We start from the raw sequence: 18,873 nt of genomic DNA on the forward strand, positions 1-18,873 counted from the left end.
CAAGAGAGTGCCCCCAAAATGGCACTCTCTATTATTTCTACCTTAACTCATGAACTGTATCTCAAAGGCAGAAACTGAGTTCTTATTTTCGAAAGGTTAACAATGCTATATTACGTTTCGCGCAAAAGCTCTATAATTAGTCCCCAACTTTTGCGCTTGATGCGTAAAATTGGTTAACGGTTTATGGTTTACAGTTAACGGTTTACTGTAGATAGTTTGTACGAAAAAAAAGGCTTATAGCTGACAGTCAACCATCTACTGTAGATAGTCTAAAATAAGAAACATATACAACCATACCCCATAACGGTGAGACATTCTTCTTTAACCGAAGAAATTATCAAAAAAGCCTTTAGTAAAAAAATAAAAAAGCAATACTTTAATCAGTTGCTCCGCTCTGTATGTCTCCCTGACGAAGGAAGGGTCGCATCCCGCGCTCACGCTAGGCTGTGAGGTTTGTGCTTTGTGAAATCGTGGGTTTTATCGATTAAAGATGAAATCAGACTATACCCATCACCTCCCCCTCATAACCACAACCTTTAACTCATAACCTTTAACTCATAACCCATAACCCATAACCATAACCCATAACCCATAACCATAACCCATAACCATAACCCATAACCATAACCTTTAACCCATAACCGATAACCCTTAGTACCACTGTACAATTAATTCCTTATATTCTTTCCGTTTAATTAATTGAAAGTGATTTCAAGTTATTTCGATAAGCTTCTAACATATCCGCTTTTAAGATATAACCAAAATAAGCTTTATCCTTTTGCACCAATAAAAAGTCAGACTTTCTTAGGTCAAAGCGATTGATTATGTGCTTGGTACTGTCATCGTAAGAAACCGTAATCGGTTGCTCAATCAAATCAGACAAGGGAGTAAATTTCGTTTGAAACGTACTAAATACAATAGGACGCACGTGATTGAGGTTAATAACTCCTACAAGCGTTTGATTGTCATCCACAACAGGAATAAATTCCTGCTGGGTTTGTGTGAATATAGTTACCGCATCTTGTGTCGTTTGTGTTGACTTTAAAATGTGGATATCATTGCGAATGAAATCATGTGCATTAATTGTCGATAAAATATTCGCGTCTTTATCAGAGGTGAAAACCATCCCTGTTTCCGCAATAGATTTAATATCCATCGAGTACTTTTCCATGTGTTTTGCAATGGCAAAACTGATAGAAGAAACAATCAATAGCGGCACCATTAAACCATAACCTCCCGTAATTTCCGCAATTAAGAAGATTCCAGTAAGGGGAGCGTGAAACAAACCACTGATTACACCCGCCATTCCAACGACGGTAAAGTTGTGAATGGGCATGTCTTTTACACCTAAAAGGGATAAGAATTTAGCTACTGTAAAACCGAGGTAAGAACCAACAAATAGAGAAGGAGCAAAGTTTCCTCCATTTCCTCCACTTCCCATGGTCAATCCAACAGCGAATGTTTTAACTAAGGCAGCACCTGCAACAAAAAGGAGAAGAACCCATTCATTGGTTGCGAAATTTTTTAATAAGGTATTGTTGAGTATCGCTTCAGGTTGATCACCTGCTAGTATTTTTATACTTTCATATCCCTCACCAAAAAGGGTGGGAAAGAGGAAGATTAAAACAGCTAACATGGTTGCACCTATCAGTGCTTTTTTATAGACGTGATTCGTAAACTTAGAAATATAGGCTTCTGTTTTTCGAAACATACGCGCGTGGTACACGCAGAATAATCCGGCAAGAACCCCTAAAATAACGTAATATCCCGTATTGAACGTATCGAATACCAGCTGTTTCTTAAAGGAAAGTAATATATCTTCTTTGATAATTAAATCAGTGACAATCGTTCCTGTTGCAGAGGCAATCATAATCGGAATAAAAGCAGAAACCGTAATATCCGCTAATACAATCTCAATGGCAAAAAGGACACCTGCAATAGGTGCATTAAAAGCAGCAGAAATACCCGCAGCTACACCACAACCTAAAAGTAAAATACGATCCTTATAGCTGAGCTTGTAATTTTGTGCAAAATTAGATCCAAAGGCAGCTCCTGTAATAGCAATTGGCGATTCTAATCCGAGTGATCCTCCCATACCCACCGTCAAGGAACTCGTAACAATCTGAGAGTACATTTGCTTTTTAGGCATGACTCCAGAATGTTTTGCGACAGCAATCATAATTTGATACGTTCCTTTTTCAATGCTGCCATTTAAAAATTTACGCACCACAAATACCGTCAATAGAATACCGATAATAGGTAAAATACTATTGGTGTAGGGCAGGTGAGAAATATTGTCAATATAGGTGGCAAATTTGAAAACAGCATGGGCAAATGACTTTAAAATGGTCACTGCTATTGCACTGGAAGCCCCTACTAATACACAGGATAAATACAAAAATTGGCGATCCGAAAGAATCGATTTTAAAAAAAATAAAATACCTTCAGCATACCGAAAGGTTTGCTTAAAATAGTACGCAATACGTTTTTTATTCCAGATTTTCATCTTGCAAAAATAGCCTAAATAGTCGATATAAGTAATCCGCTTCTCAATATTTTTTTATATAAAAAACAGATTAAATATCCGTAAAACGGGAAGTTTGTTGAATGGAAATAACGTGGTTTTCTAATTCTTTAAAAAATTGAGTAAAATCAGTTTCTAATACAGCATAGTGTTCGATTAGTTCTCTTGTCGCCTGAGACATTTTCGAAATTCCCTTGGTTCGTCTATCCATTTGAGAGAGAATATAGCCTAATCCTTCCACCGTTTCATAACACATAAACCAATTTTCTCGAATCATAATGGGTAAAAAGTTCTGAATCTTTGCAGGAAGTAAATCAAAATTGCGCGCTAAGGTATCGTAAAAATTAGCAGTATATGTAGCTAAAGGCACCTCGTGATACATGGTCCAATTCTTGGCCAGAAAATGATCGTAATACATATCGATAATCACTGCCGCATAATGATTGTAAGTTGGAACTAATATTTTTTTGTCCTTGCGCCAAATGGAATGGTTATCTGTATAGGTGTCAATCTCGCGATGCAAGAGGATTCCATGCTGAATGCCTTTTGGAAAATCTAAATATTGCTTGCCGCGAACACTGTCCGCAATAAAATTGCCAATGGCTTTTTGCTCGTCTTGTCCCGACAAATAAACATGTGCTAAAAAATTCATCTGATTGCTTTGAACTCAAATTTACAATTTTACCTTAGTATTTGAAAGTATAAGCGATTGAATTGTTTTATATTTGTTGGTAAGAAAAAAAATAGAAATATGACATTGATAAAATCAATTTCAGGAATACGAGGTACAATAGGAGGTAAGGTAGGTTTTAATTTAACTCCCATTGATGCAGTTAAATTTGCTTCTGCTTACGGAACATTCTTGAAAAATAATAGTGGTAAAGACCAATTGAAAGTAGTTATTGGTCGTGATGCACGTCTATCAGGCCCTATGATTCACAATTTGGTGATGCATACATTAGTTGGCTTGGGGATTGATGTAATTGACTTAGGTCTGTCTACAACACCAACAGTAGAAGTAGCTGTTCCGATGGAAGGTGCAGATGGTGGAATTATCCTAACGGCTTCACATAACCCGAAACAGTGGAATGCTTTAAAATTATTAAACGATAAAGGAGAGTTTTTAAGCGGTGCTGAAGGGGAAATCATTTTGGAAATTGCAGATCAAGATGCTTATGTTTTTGCAGAAGTAGATCGTTTGGGAAGCATTACCACAAGAAATGATTATATGGATATTCACATCGAAGAAATTTTAAAATTAAAATTAGTTGATGTAGAAGCAATCAAAAAACGTAAGTTTAAAGTAGTTGTAGATGGTGTTAACTCTTCGGGAGGGATTATTATTCCAGACTTGTTGCGAAAACTTGGCGTTGAAGTAGTGGAGTTATATTGTGATCCAACAGGACATTTTCCACATAATCCAGAACCATTAAAAGAACACTTACAAGATATTTGTGCTTTAGTAAAAGCAGAAAAAGCAGATTTGGGAATCGTTGTGGATCCAGATGTAGATCGTTTGGCTTTTATCTCAAATGATGGTGAAATGTTTGGGGAAGAATATACGTTAGTAGCGGTAGCGGATTACGTATTGAGTAAAACCCCAGGAAATACCGTTTCAAATCTATCGTCGTCTCGTGCTTTACGTGATGTAACAGTAAATAGAGGAGGAAATTATGGAGCTGCAGCAGTAGGAGAGGTGAATGTGGTAGAATTGATGAAAGCAACAAATGCTGTAATCGGTGGTGAAGGAAATGGAGGGATTATTTATCCTGAAATCCACTACGGACGCGATGCTTTAGTTGGAGTCGCTTTATTCTTAACTCATTTAGCAAATCAAACGTTATCTGTAGCTGAATTAAGAGCAACGTATCCTCAATATTATATGAGTAAAAATAAAATCGAATTGACACCTAAATTGAATGTTGATATGATTTTAGAACTAATTGCTGAAAATTATAAAAATCAAGAAGTTAGCACAATCGATGGAGTGAAAATTGACTTTCCAACGAGTTGGGTACACTTGAGAAAATCCAATACAGAACCAATTATCCGTATTTATACAGAAGCCCCTTCTCAAGAGGAAGCGGATGGTTTAGCTGCTCGTATGATGGAAGAATTACGCGTAATTGCTGGAATCTAATTGATAAAGAAAACGAAGAAAAGAAGAGCGATATAGCCATTAAATGTACATAATGGGCAAAAATCAATCAGATATAAATGAATAAAAAAGCGAAAGAAGATTCTTTCGCTTTTTTTTATAGATTAAATTTTTAATTTCTCATCATCTCACCATCTATCTCATGGGTTTATAATTGTTTTCGTATTCGATGAATATATCACACCGAGTTGCTATTTTGTTTTGGTGTTCGATGAATCTACACTTCGTTCCGATTTTCACTTCGTTTCGATTTCACCGCCTCTCAGCCTCACCAATCTCATCACCTCAACCTCTCATCGCCTCACCATCTCACCAATCTCATCACCTCACCAATCTCATCACCTCACCAATCTCACCCATTTATTGAACAACAGCAGGTTGAATCGGTGTAGTACTATGAACAACAACAAACGTAGAAATAGCATAGAATGCTTTATTTTCAGGGTTGTTCGCTGTCCAAGGTTCTAATTTATAATTGAAATTCAAGGTTTTGTTTTTCAAATCCCCCGTAAGGTTATTGATATAAGGAGGAACTACCATACCTGGACACCAACCCGCGCGATCAGGTTTCCAGTTTCCAGGTGCTTGATTGTTGATTGGATTATTGGCACAACCAATAGGCCCCATATAATGTTCAAAGGCGTTGCTTCCTTCTAATTGAATATGATGAGTTCTATAGCACCATTCTGCACATCCTCTACCACCAGCATCGTTTGGCGTTGCATGTCCCCAACCTGAAATGGTTGTTCTGAAATAAGCCAGTTCAGTATTAGCAGGTAGCTTAATACTTCTTGCTAAATCCGTTGTTTGTGCTGTTCCATACGGAACGCCGTCAATAGACGATTGATTGTATTGGAACAAAGGAACAACAGCAGAATATTGATAAGCCGTTTCTCCATAGATGAAATCAAAATCAACGCTGTATACACGTCCTTTAGCTAACCAAGTTTCTGTATATATTTTTAACTCTACATCTCCTGTTAATAGTGATTTGAAATCAGTTACGTCAAATTCCCATCCTCTAGGTAACTTTTCAGAACCTACCCAATATGGAGTGATAAAACGACCAATTTCATACCATTCGTTGGTTTTTTTATTTTTTACATACACATTGGCAAAGCGATCCCATTCATCACATTCTTTATTTTGACATGGGTTTTGTACATACATCTTAATGGTTTGCACTTTTTCTATATCGGTTGGAAAAGTAAAGGTTCCTTCAGCACTTTGAGATAAACCATCACCAAAACCTACTTTGACATCTTTAAATGTAGTATAGTTAAAAGTTCCTGTTTTGGCTGGTTCTTCAATTACTGGACCATCATCATCAGGATTTGGTTTTTCTTTTTTTGGCGAAGAATCATCCGAAGAACAAGCGGTGCCTAGTAGTAAACCGCAAACTAAAAAACTAAGTAATAAAATTTTTTTGCTCATTGTTTTTTGTTAAGTGTTATAAAAGTGTGAATATAGTTAAAAAAAACAAAAAATAATACAGATGGGTAAAATATATTTATAGGATTTGAAGGAATTAATCGGTTGTGAATTGTTATTTTTTATAACTTTAAACCTTACGTTTTAATGATTTCTATATGACTTCGAATCCAAAACCGTTAATTCCCAATTCTATTTTAGTACAGTTGGGATTTCTAGTTTTAATCTTGTTTGTATTTTACTTGTTGGCAAGTAATCTCGTTTTTTTTCTGCCTGGTTTTTTAGGAGCTTTGTGCTTGACTGTGTTACTCTTACCTCCTTATCGTTGGATGACACAGAAAAAAGGGTGGAACAAGAATTTATCTATTATAGCTTTGATGCTAGGAAGTAGCATGTTGGTTCTTGCTCCCTTGTATTTGTTAATTCAAACAATCACCCAAAAGGTCTTGGTGGTTCTACAAGACAAAGATAAAATTCAAGCCGGAATTGAATCGACGGTTCGCAGTTTACGAGAGAGTTATAATATCGATATTTTCAATGAAAATACAATTAGCAAAGCAACAGAGTTGGGAACACAAGCTTTTCAAGCTATTGTGAATACTTCCGTAAATAGCGTCGTGGAAATTGGAGTGGCGTATTTGATGCTGTATTTTCTATTGAAGGAATATCAACAAATTCAAGCTTGGTTAACGCGCTATTTACCTATGCAGGCCAATAACATGGATGAGTTGAAAGTAGACATGAAACGCTTGGTTGTTTCCAATAGTGTAGGAGTACCGCTAACTGCTTTTATTCAAGGTATTGTTGCGTTTATAGGGTATTTAATCTTTGGGGTAGAAGATGCTTTTGTGTTTTTTATTCTTACGGCTTTTGCCTCTTTGTTGCCTGTTGTTGGAGCAGCAGTGATTTACATTCCTTTAATCGTTATGATGTTGGCAAATGGTCAGCAGGGAAGTGCTATCGGTTTATTAATCTATTGCTTAGTGGTAGTGGGAACTTCAGATAACTTAATTCGATTTTTACTGCAAAAGAAAATGGCAGATGTCCATCCTCTAATTACTATTTTTGGAGTGATTGTTGGGGTGAATGTGTTTGGATTCATCGGAATTATATTCGGACCAATTTTATTTTCTCTTTTCATGTGGTTAATAAAGATATACTACAGAGAATTTGTGGAGGCCAATAAGGCTAAAATTATTGAAAAATAGATAGCATGCAGTTGATTTATATTCATGGATATGGCTCTAATAGGGAGTCAAGAAAGTATGTATTGGTAGAAAAATATTTCGCTATTTATCAAGCGAGTTGTGTAGAATGGACACCAGAAACGGATTTTAGTACGTGGTTGATGCAAGGGCATCCAGCGGTTGAACAGGAAGAAACACTACTCCTTATTGGAGATTCAACAGGGGCTAATTTTGCTTATCAATGGAAGGAAAAACGCAAAGCACAAGGGCTTCAAACCATTCTTATTTTGTTGAGTCCGTTGTTGAGTTATTCTCATCGATTAAATAAAGATTTAGTCTTTACCCCCAATTTAAAAAATAGCCTACTCGATATTCCTACGCCAGAAGATGCTTTTCTTCTGATTGGAAAACAAGATGAAACTTTAGACTTACAAGCGTTGAATCCGTATCAATGTGCAAATAGTGAGGTTCTCTATATAGAGGATTCTCATCGATTGCCTTTATTTGAACAATATCTACCGCTTCTTGCAGATTATGTGGAACGTCAACGACTGATTTTAGCGAAATAAAAGAAAGAAACGATTGGTTTGAAGTATCTTTGTTTGGCTCAATTAAATGATAGTATTGGATTATGAATGGAAATACCTTTGGCAACTATTTTAGCCTAACGACTTTTGGGGAATCACATGGCGAAGCTTTGGGAGGCATTATTGATGGATGTCCTGCTGGAGTAGTGCTCGATATGCGGGCAATTCAACAGGAAATGGACAGACGAAAGCCTGGGCAATCTACCTTGGTCACCCAGCGCAAAGAGGCTGATGAAGTTCGTTTTTTATCGGGTATTTTTGAGGGAATCACAACTGGAACTCCCATTGGTTTTACTATTGAAAATACCAATTCAAAATCCAAGGATTACGAGCATATTAAACACGCTTATCGACCGAGTCATGCGGACTATGTATACGATCAAAAATACGGAATACGCGATTATAGAGGGGGAGGAAGAAGCTCGGCTCGTGAAACTGCTTGTAGGGTAGTAGGCGGAGCAATTGCCAAACAAATTCTAGCTCCTATGCAAATTACAGCTTATGTGTCTGCTGTAGGAGATATTCGCGTAGAACAACCGTATACGGCGTTAGATTTCAATGAGATAGAATCCAATGCTGTGCGTTGCCCTGATCCAAAAGTGGCACAAGCAATGGAGGAACTAATTCGACAAGTAAAGAAAGAAGGGGACTCAGTAGGAGGGGTGATTACTTGTGTAATACAACAGGTTCCCGTTGGTTTAGGGGCTCCAGTTTTTGATAAATTAGATGCAGCATTAGCCAAAGCCATGTTGAGCATCAATGCCGTAAAAGGCGTAGAGTTTGGCAGTGGGTTTGCTGGAACACAACTAAGAGGAAGCCAACACAATGATATCTTATTGCCGAATGGTATCACTGCAACAAATAATGCGGGAGGAATTGTTGGAGGCATTAGCAACGGAATGGATATCTTTTTCAATGTTGCATTTAAACCAACTGCAACAATCATGAGAGATCAACCATCTATCAATGCGGCTAATGAAGTGGTAACGGTAGAGGGAAAAGGACGCCACGATGCCTGTGTATTACCTAGAGCTGTACCTATCGTAGAATCTATGGCTGCTTTGGTATTACTGGATATGCTTATTGAGCAATATGGCAGACAGGGATGGAAAAACTTCCAAGATCAAAAATAATTTTAATTAGTTGGTTCTTTGTGAAAGCGTTGGCTGTAAAATTGTTTGAATTATCTTTTAACAATCGATTTTCTTTTAATACAACGGATTACATACGCTGCAATTTTGTGAAGTTGTAGGTTGTGAAGTTGTAGGTTGTGAAGTTGTTTAAAATTCTCTTGCAGCAAGTCATTCTCTTTTATATAAAGGATAAAAATGCACTAAAGATTGAAGAATTGAACAAAAAAACAACTTCACAAAAAACAAAAAAACTATTCTTGGAGCATATACCCCGTTCCTTTGATGGTGTGAATTAATTTACCTTGTGTTTCGTCTATTTTATTTCGAATGTACGAAATGTACACATCTACCACATTGGTATTGGTATCATATTGAATGCCCCAAACTTGTTCCAAAATTTGTGTTCGTGAAATCACACGTCCTTTATTTTCCAGTAAATACAACAGTAATTTGTATTCTTTTGGAGATAAATCAATGATTTTTCCCGCTTGGGTAACCACGTGTTTTTCGGGATCCAATTGTAGATCTCCACAATTGTAAGACTTATTTTTATTTTCGTAGTTGAATTTAGTTCGACGGGTTAAGGCATTGATACGTGATAACAATTCACTGAAGTGAAAAGGTTTTGTTAGATAATCATCAGCTCCACCATCTAAAGCATCAATCTTATCTGTGGTATCACTAAGGGCACTCAGCATTAAAATAGGAGTATAATCCTTTTTAAAACGAATCATTTTCGTAAGCTGAATGCCATCAATACCCGGAAGCATTATATCCATGAGGATTAAATCCCAATCGCCATTGAGGACGAGTTTTCTCGCCTCATCCCCAGAAGATGCCAATTGTACATGCATTCCTTTTTCCTCTAATCCTTTGACTATGAATTCGCTAATTCGTTTGTCGTCTTCAACTAATAATATATTCACTACTTTGGGCTATTTGAATTTGATTTCATAAAATCAGAGACAAGATACGCTATTAATTTACCAACTACATGATTATTGGTCGGATAATCTAAAGAAGGAGCGCCTTCGCAAATATGCAAGTAAGCCACATTGGTCGATTCTGCAAAGAAATGCAAGAATTGACGGGTGCGTTCTGCAGAAAAACCAGTAGGAGTAATTGCACTACTAGCTACTTGCGGAATCGCGTCTAAATCAATTTCAATTCCGTAAAATCCTCCATCAATGTGTTTCTTTGCGAGTAGTAATTCATTGCTAAATGACTTTTCTTTGCGGATGTTAATCTGCTCATACGTATTGTATTTTACACGATCTGCATGCAATTTGATAGAACTGAAAACACCTTTGGATGTGTAGTTTTCATGCAATCCAAAAACAAAGTAGTTTTTTAAAAATCCTTCTTCAAAAGCATAAGAAAATCCATTACCGCTATGTCTCCCTTCTAAAGGTCTAAAATCCGTATGGGCATCAAAGTTAATGGCATTGATTGCTTTACCTTTGGCCAAAGCAGTTCCTTTGATATTTCCATAAGCATTGTTATGACCACCGCCAATGACAATGGGGATTTTACCTGCCTTTACGATTTTAGCAATCAGGTGAGAAACCTCTTTATCAATCAGCTGCACAAGTTCAAAAAGGCGTTTGCGATCCGCTTTGTTTGTTGGGTCTAACTGTTGAGCTTCTGCTACTTCAGCAGCAAAATTAAGATGGCCAAGAATGGTAACCCAATATCCCTTGTTGAATCTATTGTGTTGAATATTCAAAAAAGTAGCAATAAATTTTTCCCAAGCACTAGCCGTTCCCATACGACCAAAATTAGCTTTTACCCCAATGTCTTCCGGAATACCTAAAACAACGTATTTGCTTTCATTTTGAGCGAGTTCTTTTTCCCAATCTAAAGGCTGTTGAATCACGTGAACGCGTTCGCCCAATTTTATTTCTCCATTTCTTAAACTCGTCAATTCAAGTAGGTTGTCTCTTGTAAAAAGCGTTAGTTTAGTTTGTGTCATGTCGCGGTATTTTAAAGCTGCGTTTAATTAGTTTTTATAAGGTTGAATTTGCCCATTTAAGATGACAGTACCGATAGGGTTACTAGCAAATGCATAGGGTATTTCATAAAAAGAATGCAAAGGTTTAGTGATAATTACACTTGCTTTTTTTCCTTTAGTAATACTACCATGTGTTGCACTAACGCCCATCGCATAAGCGCCATTGATCGTTGCTGCATTGATTGCTTCTTCTGGGGTTAACTTCATTTTAATACAAGCCGTTGCTACTACAAAGTTCATATTACCTGAAGGTGTTGTCCCAGGATTGGAATCAGAAGCCAAAGCCAAAGGCAATCCAGCGGCTAACATTTTTTTTGCGGGTGTATAAGGAATAGAAATGAAGAAAGAGCAAGTAGGTAAAGCAACAGGCATGGTTTTGCTGTTTTTTAATACTTCAATATCTTCATCTGTTACAATTTCTAAGTGATCTACAGAAAGGGCATCGTGTTTTACACAAGCGGCAATACCATTGATAGCCGTAAATTGATTGACGTGAATTTTTGCACGTAAACCATATTGTTTTCCTGCCTCCATGATGCGCTCTGTTTCTTCCACAGAGAAATAACCCGTTTCTAAAAAGGCATCAATGTACTCTGCTAAGTTTTCTTTAGCAATTGCCGGAATCATTTCATTGACAATGAGGTCAATATAAGCTGTATGGTTGTCTTTGTATTCACTTGGAAAAGCATGCGCACCTAAAAAAGTCGCCTTAATGGCAATGGGATAGTTTTCTTTCAAGCGTTTAATCACGCGTAACATCTTTAATTCTGCTTCAACTGTCAACCCATAACCCGATTTGATTTCAACCGCGCCCGTTCCTTGTGCAATTACTTCTTCTACACGAACTTTTGATTGCTCGTATAAATCAGCTTCACTCGTTTCTTGTAGTTTTTTGGCTGAATTTAAAATCCCTCCACCGCGATTGAAAATTTCTTCATAGCTCAAACCATTGATGCGATCAACAAATTCCAAAGTTCGATTACCTGCATATACCAAATGCGTGTGACTGTCAACCCAAGTTGGTAACACAACGCAACCTTGGGCATCAATTACTTCTTGGATGCTATCATCTTCTTTTGGACAATCCGCCATTGAGCCATAATCCAAAATAAGTTCATCTTCAATCAGTAAAAAAGCATCGTCTATTTTAGGTAAGATTTTCATGTCACTACCTGAAATCATGTCGATAGAAGTTGCTCTTGTTTGTAGTAATTCTTTTATGTTTTTTATTAAAATTTTCATGGTTGTTCTTTAATTTTTTTATGTAGCTCTAAAAGTACAGTTTAAAAATGTCATATATTTAAACAAATTTACGAATGTGAGACGAGTTAAATATAGTAAAATAAGAAAACTTCAGCCAAATACTTTGGAATATTCTGGTTCTTTTCCAGATGTGCCTATTTCTATGCAGTTATTTATCTATACAGAAGATCAATTTGAAGAGTATAATGATTTAAGCCTGAAGGAAATAGAAGAAGTTTTGAAGAATTCTAGTGCAGATTCCATCAAGTGGTTCAATTTGCACGGTTTACACGATATTGAACTCTTACAAGAAATAGGGGAGTTCTTTCAAATTCAATCGTATATCATGGCCGAGATTTTAAACTTTGGCCGAAGAACAAGGGTTGAAGATTTAGACGATACACTTTTTTTTAGTTTAAAAGCATTATTGCCCTACCAAGATGCAAACCAAAATATCGAAATAGAACAAATTAGCTTTATTTTAAAGTCCAATATACTCCTGTCTTTTCAAGAGAAGAGAGGTGATTTTTTTCATATCATTCGAGAGCGAATTCGCAAGAAAATTGGACAGGTTCGCAAAAGGGATACGGGTTATTTGTTGTATTTGTTGATTGATTCTCTCATGGATAGCTTTTTTGTGACATTGGATGTCGTAGAGGATAATGTCGAGCAAATATTATTGGATGCAAGAGCGAAGTATCATCGAGATACACTCATTGGCATTGAGGAGTATACGCAGGAATTAAACGATGTAAAACGCGCAGTGATGCCAATGCGGGAGATTTTAAACAATGTAGGAACCTTGCATGATAAAAAACACGCCCACATGATTATCAGTAAAGATAGCTTGATTTTTTATGATCGATTGCAATATAAAAGCATTGAAATCTTGGATCAAATTGAATACAACCTCAATAAATTAGATAGTGCAACCAACTATTACTTTTCATCTCAAAGCAATCGAATGAATGAAATTATGAAGGTGTTGACTATTGTATCGGTTATCTTTATTCCGCTGACATTTATTGTTGGAGTGTATGGGATGAATTTTGAGAATATGCCAGAGCTCAAAATGGAGAATGGATATTTTATTACCTTGGTCGGGATGTTTTTACTTGTCTTGGTTATGATTGCTTATTTTAAGTGGAAAAGATGGTTTTAAACGCTATAAAATTAAAACAAAAGCCCAACGACTCTCGTTGGGCTTTTGCATAGGAAACAACATATAACTTAGATAAAGTATAAAACTTTATATAGTTCAATTTTGATAGAATAAAAAATACCGAAGCAGTTGATTCTACTAGCGCTAAGCTGTATACTCCTTCGCTTGTATTTTTCTTTCTCGAACAAATGTAGATAACCTTCTTCAGTTGAACTAATTTATTTTCTTAAAAAGTAATTAAAGATATGATAAATGTAGGGGGTAATAGTTAAAAATAAAGGATGCTTTGCTTTGAAATGTTGGATTATTTTTATTTAAACTATGTATTTATTGTTTTTATTTTAATTATTAACTATAATGATTTTTGGATAAATGAAAAATATGATAAATAAATACAGAAGACTTATTTATGCTAAATATTAAGACTTTCTGCGGAAAACCTGGATCAGACTGGGATTTGACAAGTAAAAACAAGAAGTAAAGAAATACAACAAGAAGCTTTTTTTGTGCTAAAATAGAGGCCATTCAAGTTATACGCTTATTTTTGCATAGGTCGAAAAAAGACGAGGACAATTTGAGAAGGTATAAAGAATTCGAAAGAAGAATGCGGTAGTTAAGAAGATATCCTTACTAGAAGATGCTAATAAAAGTGTTTTCTTTTTAAAAGAGTGAAAAATAAAAAGTAAATGTATTTTATTTTTAATTATATTTGATTTGTTTATGTTAAAAAATGACAGAAGTGAATAAGAGTTTCTGTTTTTGTAAAAAAAGAGTATTATGAAGAAAATCTATTTTTTAGTTTTGGGGTTGTCTTTACTTGGCACTCAACAGTTTTATGCCCAAAGTATCCGCGGAACATTCTATAATAAAGAAAACAATCAGGTGATAGCTGAAGGAAGAGTGTCTTTTTATAATGATAAAGGACAAAAAGTCATCGATATGTTGGTGGATCAAGAAGGAAATTTCGAAATCAACAGTAAAAATATAGACAAGGTTCAGAAAATTGTGGGTACAGCAGAAGGTTATAATTCAGCTGAAGTTGTGGTAAACAATATTCTAGACGATTTAGAAGTAAATTTCAACCTGACTAAAGAAATAGGGTATCCTAGAAAATCACAAGAAATAGGCGGACAAGGGACAACTTTATCGGCTGCTACAGCTAAGAATATGTTGCCGTTCTTTATTCAATATGATTTCAATAGTTCTTATTTTAACGATGACAATAGAGCTGCTGCAGATGAATTGTTGCGCTATATGCAAAAAAATACGACACAAGCAGTTGTGATTCGCTCGTATGTAGAAACAAGAAACAACGCCCAATACAACACCTGGATGGGAGAACGCAGAGCACAACGCGTGATTGATTATTTAGTAGAACAGGGAGTAAGCCCAAGTCGCTTAATAAAAGATGTAGTGCACTTGTCTCAAAATGCAAAAAATAGAGAAGGATCAACAGGAACAGCTAAAGATTTTAGACGATGTGATTTCTTGATTCAATAAAACATAAAACCGATGGATGTAATATCGGTTTTTTTTTGAGGTAGAGCGAATTTAGAAATTGAAAATAGCGGGATATGTCGTAGTTTTTCTTATTTTTGGGGCCTAAATAACAACACACACTATGGAATTAAAGTACCAAGGAAAGACAAAGGATGTTTATAGCTTAGGTAATCATCAAGTACTTCTAAAATTTAAAGACGATGTAACAGGAACAGATGGCGTTTTTGACCCAGGAGCCAATACAGTAGGATTGACAATTGAAGGAGCGGGTAGAAGTGGATTGAAAATGACCAAATACTTCTTCGAATTAGCAAATGCTAACAATATTCCAACGCATTATGTTACTGCTGATTTAGACGAGGTTTCTATGGTTGTTAAAGAAGCAGTTCCTTTCGGAAAAGGATTAGAAGTAATCTGTAGATACCGTGCGGTAGGAAGTTTTTTCAGAAGATATAACGATTATTGTACAGAAGGACAAGCATTAGATAGCTTTGTTGAAATTACAATCAAAGATGATGAAAAAGGAGATCCAGTAATTTCAGAAGACGCTTTGGCTATGTTGGGTATTTTATCACATGAGGAATACAACACATTGAAAGAGTTGACTAAAACAATTTGTTGGATGGTGAAAGAAGAGTTAGCCAAAAAAGAGTTGGAACTTTACGATATTAAATTAGAATTTGGTAGAGATAAAGCGACAAATGAAATCATTTTGATTGACGAAATTTCAGGAGGTAATATGAGAGTATACCAAGCAGGCCAATATGTTGCACCATTAGATTTAGAGAAACTTTTTTTAAGTAACTTATAAGAAACAAAAAGGAGAAGCGAAAGCTTCTCCTTTTTTTATGTAATTACTTTTTTCTCTACATAATCTGAATTCATCAATCGAAGGATTCCCATATAATCCATATGGAAGGAAATCGTATCACCTACTTTGAGTTTTTCTGGATTAGCATCCAAGTCGATGACCATCATATCTGAACTAGAACCGACCAATTGGTGTTTGGTATTAACAGGAAAGAAGTGATCCGTATCAATATCTAGTAGCCCTAAATCAATAATCGCTCTGAATTTGGTTACATCTTCCCATTCTGGGTTAAATTCAATTTTTTCGCCCGTCATATTGATGCCTGTTTCTCCACTAGGCATCATTGGTTTTTCATGCAGCTCAATAATTTCAGCATGCAGTTTAAAAATATGCTGTTCATATTCTTCGTATTGACTACCATCATAAGCATTAGTTCCCATAAAGAGCGTTTCACCAATTCGAAAGTGATTGATGGCTTTCGGTAGTTGATGATTGACAATTAAGGGAAGCGTAACAGAAGCCCCACCTGAAATAAAGGGCAGCTTTTTGTTGAATTTCAGCTCTAAAAGCTCTTTATAGAGGCTCAGCTGAATTAATTTATCATTGTTGGGCAAAATCCCATACATACAGGTTAAGTTCGTTCCTAGGCCTATAATTTCGATATGAGGTAGGCTGAAGACTTTCTCATAAAAAGAAATCAAATCTTCGCGTAAAACACCTTCTCGGAGTTCTCCTAGCTCAACCATGATCACAATTTTGTGTATTTTATCCTGCTTTACCGCTTCTTTTGACAGTAGTTTAATCGTTTCTAACTCTGTATTGAAACTAATATCAGCATATTCAACAATCTCATCGATACTCCCATTAGGAGCAGGTTTGATGTAAATGGTTTCAATGTCGGGATCAATGAGCTTGATGCTCTTGAGGTTAGAAACACGAGAATCACAAATTTGCTTGGGCTTTAATTCCAATACTTGTTCTAGGAATAACGAGTTACCACAAAGCAATTTACCTACCACAGCCCAAGTAATACCTTCCGTATCAAATAGGTTCTCAAGCAGATCAAAATTGTGCTTTAGTTTCGTTTTATTTAAGGTTAAAAAGGCCATTACTTGTTGTTTAATCTCATTTCTATATACTTCTTCTCAAATCCTTTTCGCTCGTATAAATGTTGAGCAGGGTTGTTAAAGTCAACGTGTAAGGCAATGGATCCTGTTAGGTCTTCTTTTAGGGAATCAATTAACTGTCCGCCAATACCTTTTCCTCTTTGTGATTGGTCTGTGGCAATATAGACTAAAATATGTTCAGGGATAAATCCTCCCATCAAGGTATTCAACACAACAGTCATCCCTACGATGCGTTCTTCCTCTTTTGCAATGAGAATCACGCCGCCTGGTTTGTTGTCTTGACCTAGTGCATAAGCAAGAGCTTTGGCAATATCTTCTTTTGCATCTCCATATTGTTCGAGATGTTGAAATAAGAAGTTGGTGTATTGTTCTACTTCTGCTTGACTGACGGGACTGTCTGAATTCTTTTTTTCTATTTGAATCATAATGTGTGTTTTTACAACTTAGTAGTCGTACGCAGGTAAAAACCATTTCCATTATAAAAAATCAGCGGTAAAAAATAAAAACTGATGTATCGGATTGATGCGCTTATTGGCACATGCAATTAGGGTAGATGTACTTCTCCTGACGTACTACTTACAATAGTTGAAAATTGTAAAATAAAATGTTTAAACCATAAAATTACAAAAAAAGAGGGCTTCTTGCAAATTTTTCAGAATTAATCTTCGTTTTATTTGTTTTAAATTGAGAATTATTCAAAAAAAATAAGCCTATTAAAAACAAGCGGAACACTTGGTTTTAATAGGCTTAGTACAGGTTAAGAATAATCTTAAATATCTTTGCGGTACGTTTTGCGCTCTTTGTGAATTTCAGGGTTGAAATGTTTCCATAATTGTTGAATTTTTACATTTTCAACAAGTAAAGGATTCGTTTCAATATGTTTGATTTTATGCTGTGTAAAACAAGCGTAAATCTCTTCAAATATAATGGCTGTAATTCCTTTATTTCTATAGTCTGGATCAATACCAATCAAATAGAATTCCGCGCGATTATTGTGTTTCATTGCTTGTAGCAAGTGAATGAATCCGAACGGGAATAATTTTCCTTTTGTCTTTTGAAAGGCTTTTGAGAATGAAGGCATCGTAATAGCAAAAGCAATCATCTTGTTGTTTTCATCCATGACACAAGATATAAAATCGGGATGAATGAACTGCAAGTATTTCTTTTTGTAATGTTCAATCTGAAAAGGTTCAATGGGAACAAAACTCTGCAAATCGGCATAGGTCTTATTGAGTAGGGCAAACATTTCATCTACATAAGGCATAAGCTCTTTGATGGTATTGAACACAAGGGGTTTAACCCCATAACGCTGTTGAATCATCTGCGACATTTTGGCGATTTTCTCTTGATCAAAATTAGAGATGTCAAGGCTGTATTCCATCCATTCTGCTTCTGGTTTAAAACCCAGTTGATTGAGGTGCTTTGGATAGTATTCATAGTTATACAATCCAATCATAGTCGCAATGCGATCGAAACCTTTAGTTAGCATTCCCGCCTTATCCATATTGGAAAATCCCATAGGACCTTCCATGTAGTGCATTTTGTTGGCTTTTCCGAATTTTTCAACTTCAGCTAGTAAGGCCTCGCTCACTGCTACATCATCAATGAAATCAAACCATCCAAAGCGAACTTTGGGCTTGTCCAAATCGTTAACTTCCGTCCAATTGATGCAACAGGCAATACGCCCCGCCAGCTTATTGTTTTTATATGCAAGAAAAAAACGAACATCTACAGTTTTAAATATATCATTGGAAGGATCAAAACTTTTTACCTCTTCTTTGATAATTGAAGGTACCCAATAAGGATTGTCTTTGTATAGGGTGAAGGGAAACTGGACAAACTCCTTCATCTCTTTTCGAGTACTCGCTTGTTTAACTTCGATCATTGTTTTTGAGTTAAAATCTAAAATGGGGATAAAAATACTAAATATTAGTCCGGCATTCCCTCTTTAAGGAGAATAAAATTTGAGAAGAGCATGAGGTTATTTGACGTTTTGCTTT

General features: G+C 35.9%; 16 protein-coding genes. 7 read left to right on the forward strand and 9 right to left on the reverse strand.

Annotation, left to right across the window (positions count from 1 at the left end; translation table 11 throughout):
- Positions 1-691 precede the first annotated feature (691 nt).
- Together M2306_RS04010 and M2306_RS04015 are read right to left on the reverse strand one after the other, a co-directional pair.
- Positions 692-2,506, reverse strand: coding sequence for a chloride channel protein (locus M2306_RS04010; RefSeq protein ID WP_002985317.1), 1,815 nt, complete (start codon positions 2,504-2,506; stop codon positions 692-694).
- 70 nt (positions 2,507-2,576) lie between these two features.
- A complete protein-coding gene (locus M2306_RS04015) occupies positions 2,577-3,176 on the reverse strand; it encodes an acyl carrier protein phosphodiesterase (protein ID WP_115090562.1) in 600 nt (199 codons plus the stop codon).
- Positions 3,177-3,275: 99 nt separating this feature from the next.
- On the opposite strand from M2306_RS04015, the gene glmM reads away from it, so the two are divergent.
- Positions 3,276-4,664 carry a phosphoglucosamine mutase gene (gene glmM, locus M2306_RS04020; protein ID WP_259188110.1) on the forward strand — a complete coding sequence of 463 codons (1,389 nt, stop codon included), beginning with the start codon at positions 3,276-3,278 and terminating at the stop codon, positions 4,662-4,664.
- A gap of 378 nt (positions 4,665-5,042) precedes the next feature.
- Here the strand turns inward: glmM and M2306_RS04025 are convergent, their stop codons facing one another.
- Positions 5,043-6,116, reverse strand: a complete 1,074-nt coding sequence (locus tag M2306_RS04025) for a peptide-N-glycosidase F-related protein (RefSeq protein WP_259188112.1) — start codon at positions 6,114-6,116, stop codon at positions 5,043-5,045.
- Positions 6,117-6,271: 155 nt separating this feature from the next.
- Between M2306_RS04025 and M2306_RS04030 the strand changes: the two genes are divergently transcribed.
- The 3 genes from M2306_RS04030 to aroC all read left to right on the forward strand — a co-directional run bounded on the left by M2306_RS04030 (position 6,272) and on the right by aroC (position 9,020).
- The gene (locus M2306_RS04030; protein ID WP_002985308.1) at positions 6,272-7,321 is read left to right on the forward strand and encodes an AI-2E family transporter; all 1,050 of its coding nucleotides are present in this window, start codon (positions 6,272-6,274) and stop codon (positions 7,319-7,321) included.
- Between the two features lie 5 nt (positions 7,322-7,326).
- Complete coding sequence (locus M2306_RS04035) at positions 7,327-7,869, forward strand: YqiA/YcfP family alpha/beta fold hydrolase (protein ID WP_259188114.1); 543 nt, start codon at positions 7,327-7,329, stop codon at positions 7,867-7,869.
- Between the two features lie 62 nt (positions 7,870-7,931).
- A complete protein-coding gene (gene aroC / locus M2306_RS04040; protein ID WP_259188116.1) occupies positions 7,932-9,020 on the forward strand; it encodes a chorismate synthase in 1,089 nt (362 codons plus the stop codon).
- A 251-nt stretch (positions 9,021-9,271) separates the two neighbouring features.
- Here the strand turns inward: aroC and M2306_RS04045 are convergent, their stop codons facing one another.
- Genes M2306_RS04045 through hutI form a run of 3 tightly spaced genes read right to left on the reverse strand, consistent with a single transcriptional unit; the run spans position 9,272 to position 12,273 of the window.
- Positions 9,272-9,946 carry a response regulator transcription factor gene (locus tag M2306_RS04045; RefSeq protein WP_259188117.1) on the reverse strand — a complete coding sequence of 225 codons (675 nt, stop codon included), beginning with the start codon at positions 9,944-9,946 and terminating at the stop codon, positions 9,272-9,274.
- The gene (locus tag M2306_RS04050; protein ID WP_259188118.1) at positions 9,946-10,992 is read right to left on the reverse strand and encodes a formimidoylglutamase; all 1,047 of its coding nucleotides are present in this window, start codon (positions 10,990-10,992) and stop codon (positions 9,946-9,948) included. The genes M2306_RS04045 and M2306_RS04050 overlap by 1 nt, the downstream gene beginning before the upstream one ends.
- A 27-nt stretch (positions 10,993-11,019) precedes the next feature.
- Positions 11,020-12,273: an imidazolonepropionase gene (gene hutI, locus M2306_RS04055; protein WP_259188119.1), complete on the reverse strand. Its 1,254-nt coding sequence runs from the start codon at positions 12,271-12,273 to the stop codon at positions 11,020-11,022.
- A gap of 76 nt (positions 12,274-12,349) precedes the next feature.
- On the opposite strand from hutI, the gene corA reads away from it, so the two are divergent.
- The 3 genes from corA (at position 12,350) to M2306_RS04070 (ending at position 15,746) form a co-directional block, all read left to right on the forward strand.
- Positions 12,350-13,435: a magnesium/cobalt transporter CorA gene (corA, locus tag M2306_RS04060; protein ID WP_115090554.1), complete on the forward strand. Its 1,086-nt coding sequence runs from the start codon at positions 12,350-12,352 to the stop codon at positions 13,433-13,435.
- A gap of 777 nt (positions 13,436-14,212) precedes the next feature.
- The gene (locus M2306_RS04065; RefSeq protein ID WP_259188120.1) at positions 14,213-14,935 is read left to right on the forward strand and encodes an OmpA family protein; all 723 of its coding nucleotides are present in this window, start codon (positions 14,213-14,215) and stop codon (positions 14,933-14,935) included.
- Between the two features lie 121 nt (positions 14,936-15,056).
- Positions 15,057-15,746, forward strand: coding sequence for a phosphoribosylaminoimidazolesuccinocarboxamide synthase (locus tag M2306_RS04070; protein WP_002985289.1), 690 nt, complete (start codon positions 15,057-15,059; stop codon positions 15,744-15,746).
- A 35-nt stretch (positions 15,747-15,781) separates the two neighbouring features.
- Here M2306_RS04070 and M2306_RS04075 read toward each other — a convergent pair whose 3' ends face one another.
- The 3 genes from M2306_RS04075 to M2306_RS04085 form a co-directional block, all read right to left on the reverse strand.
- Positions 15,782-16,855 carry an alanine racemase gene (locus tag M2306_RS04075; RefSeq protein ID WP_002985287.1) on the reverse strand — a complete coding sequence of 358 codons (1,074 nt, stop codon included), beginning with the start codon at positions 16,853-16,855 and terminating at the stop codon, positions 15,782-15,784.
- Positions 16,855-17,298 (reverse strand): GNAT family N-acetyltransferase, encoded by a 444-nt coding sequence (locus M2306_RS04080; RefSeq protein ID WP_115090552.1) that lies wholly within the window; start codon positions 17,296-17,298, stop codon positions 16,855-16,857. The genes M2306_RS04075 and M2306_RS04080 overlap by 1 nt, the downstream gene beginning before the upstream one ends.
- 344 nt (positions 17,299-17,642) lie before the next feature.
- A complete protein-coding gene (locus M2306_RS04085) occupies positions 17,643-18,758 on the reverse strand; it encodes a GNAT family N-acetyltransferase (protein WP_002985284.1) in 1,116 nt (371 codons plus the stop codon).
- Positions 18,759-18,873 lie beyond the last annotated feature (115 nt).

It is taken from the genome of Myroides gitamensis (genome assembly GCF_029894455.1).
Taxonomy (GTDB): Bacteria; Bacteroidota; Bacteroidia; order Flavobacteriales; family Flavobacteriaceae; genus Flavobacterium; species Flavobacterium odoratum.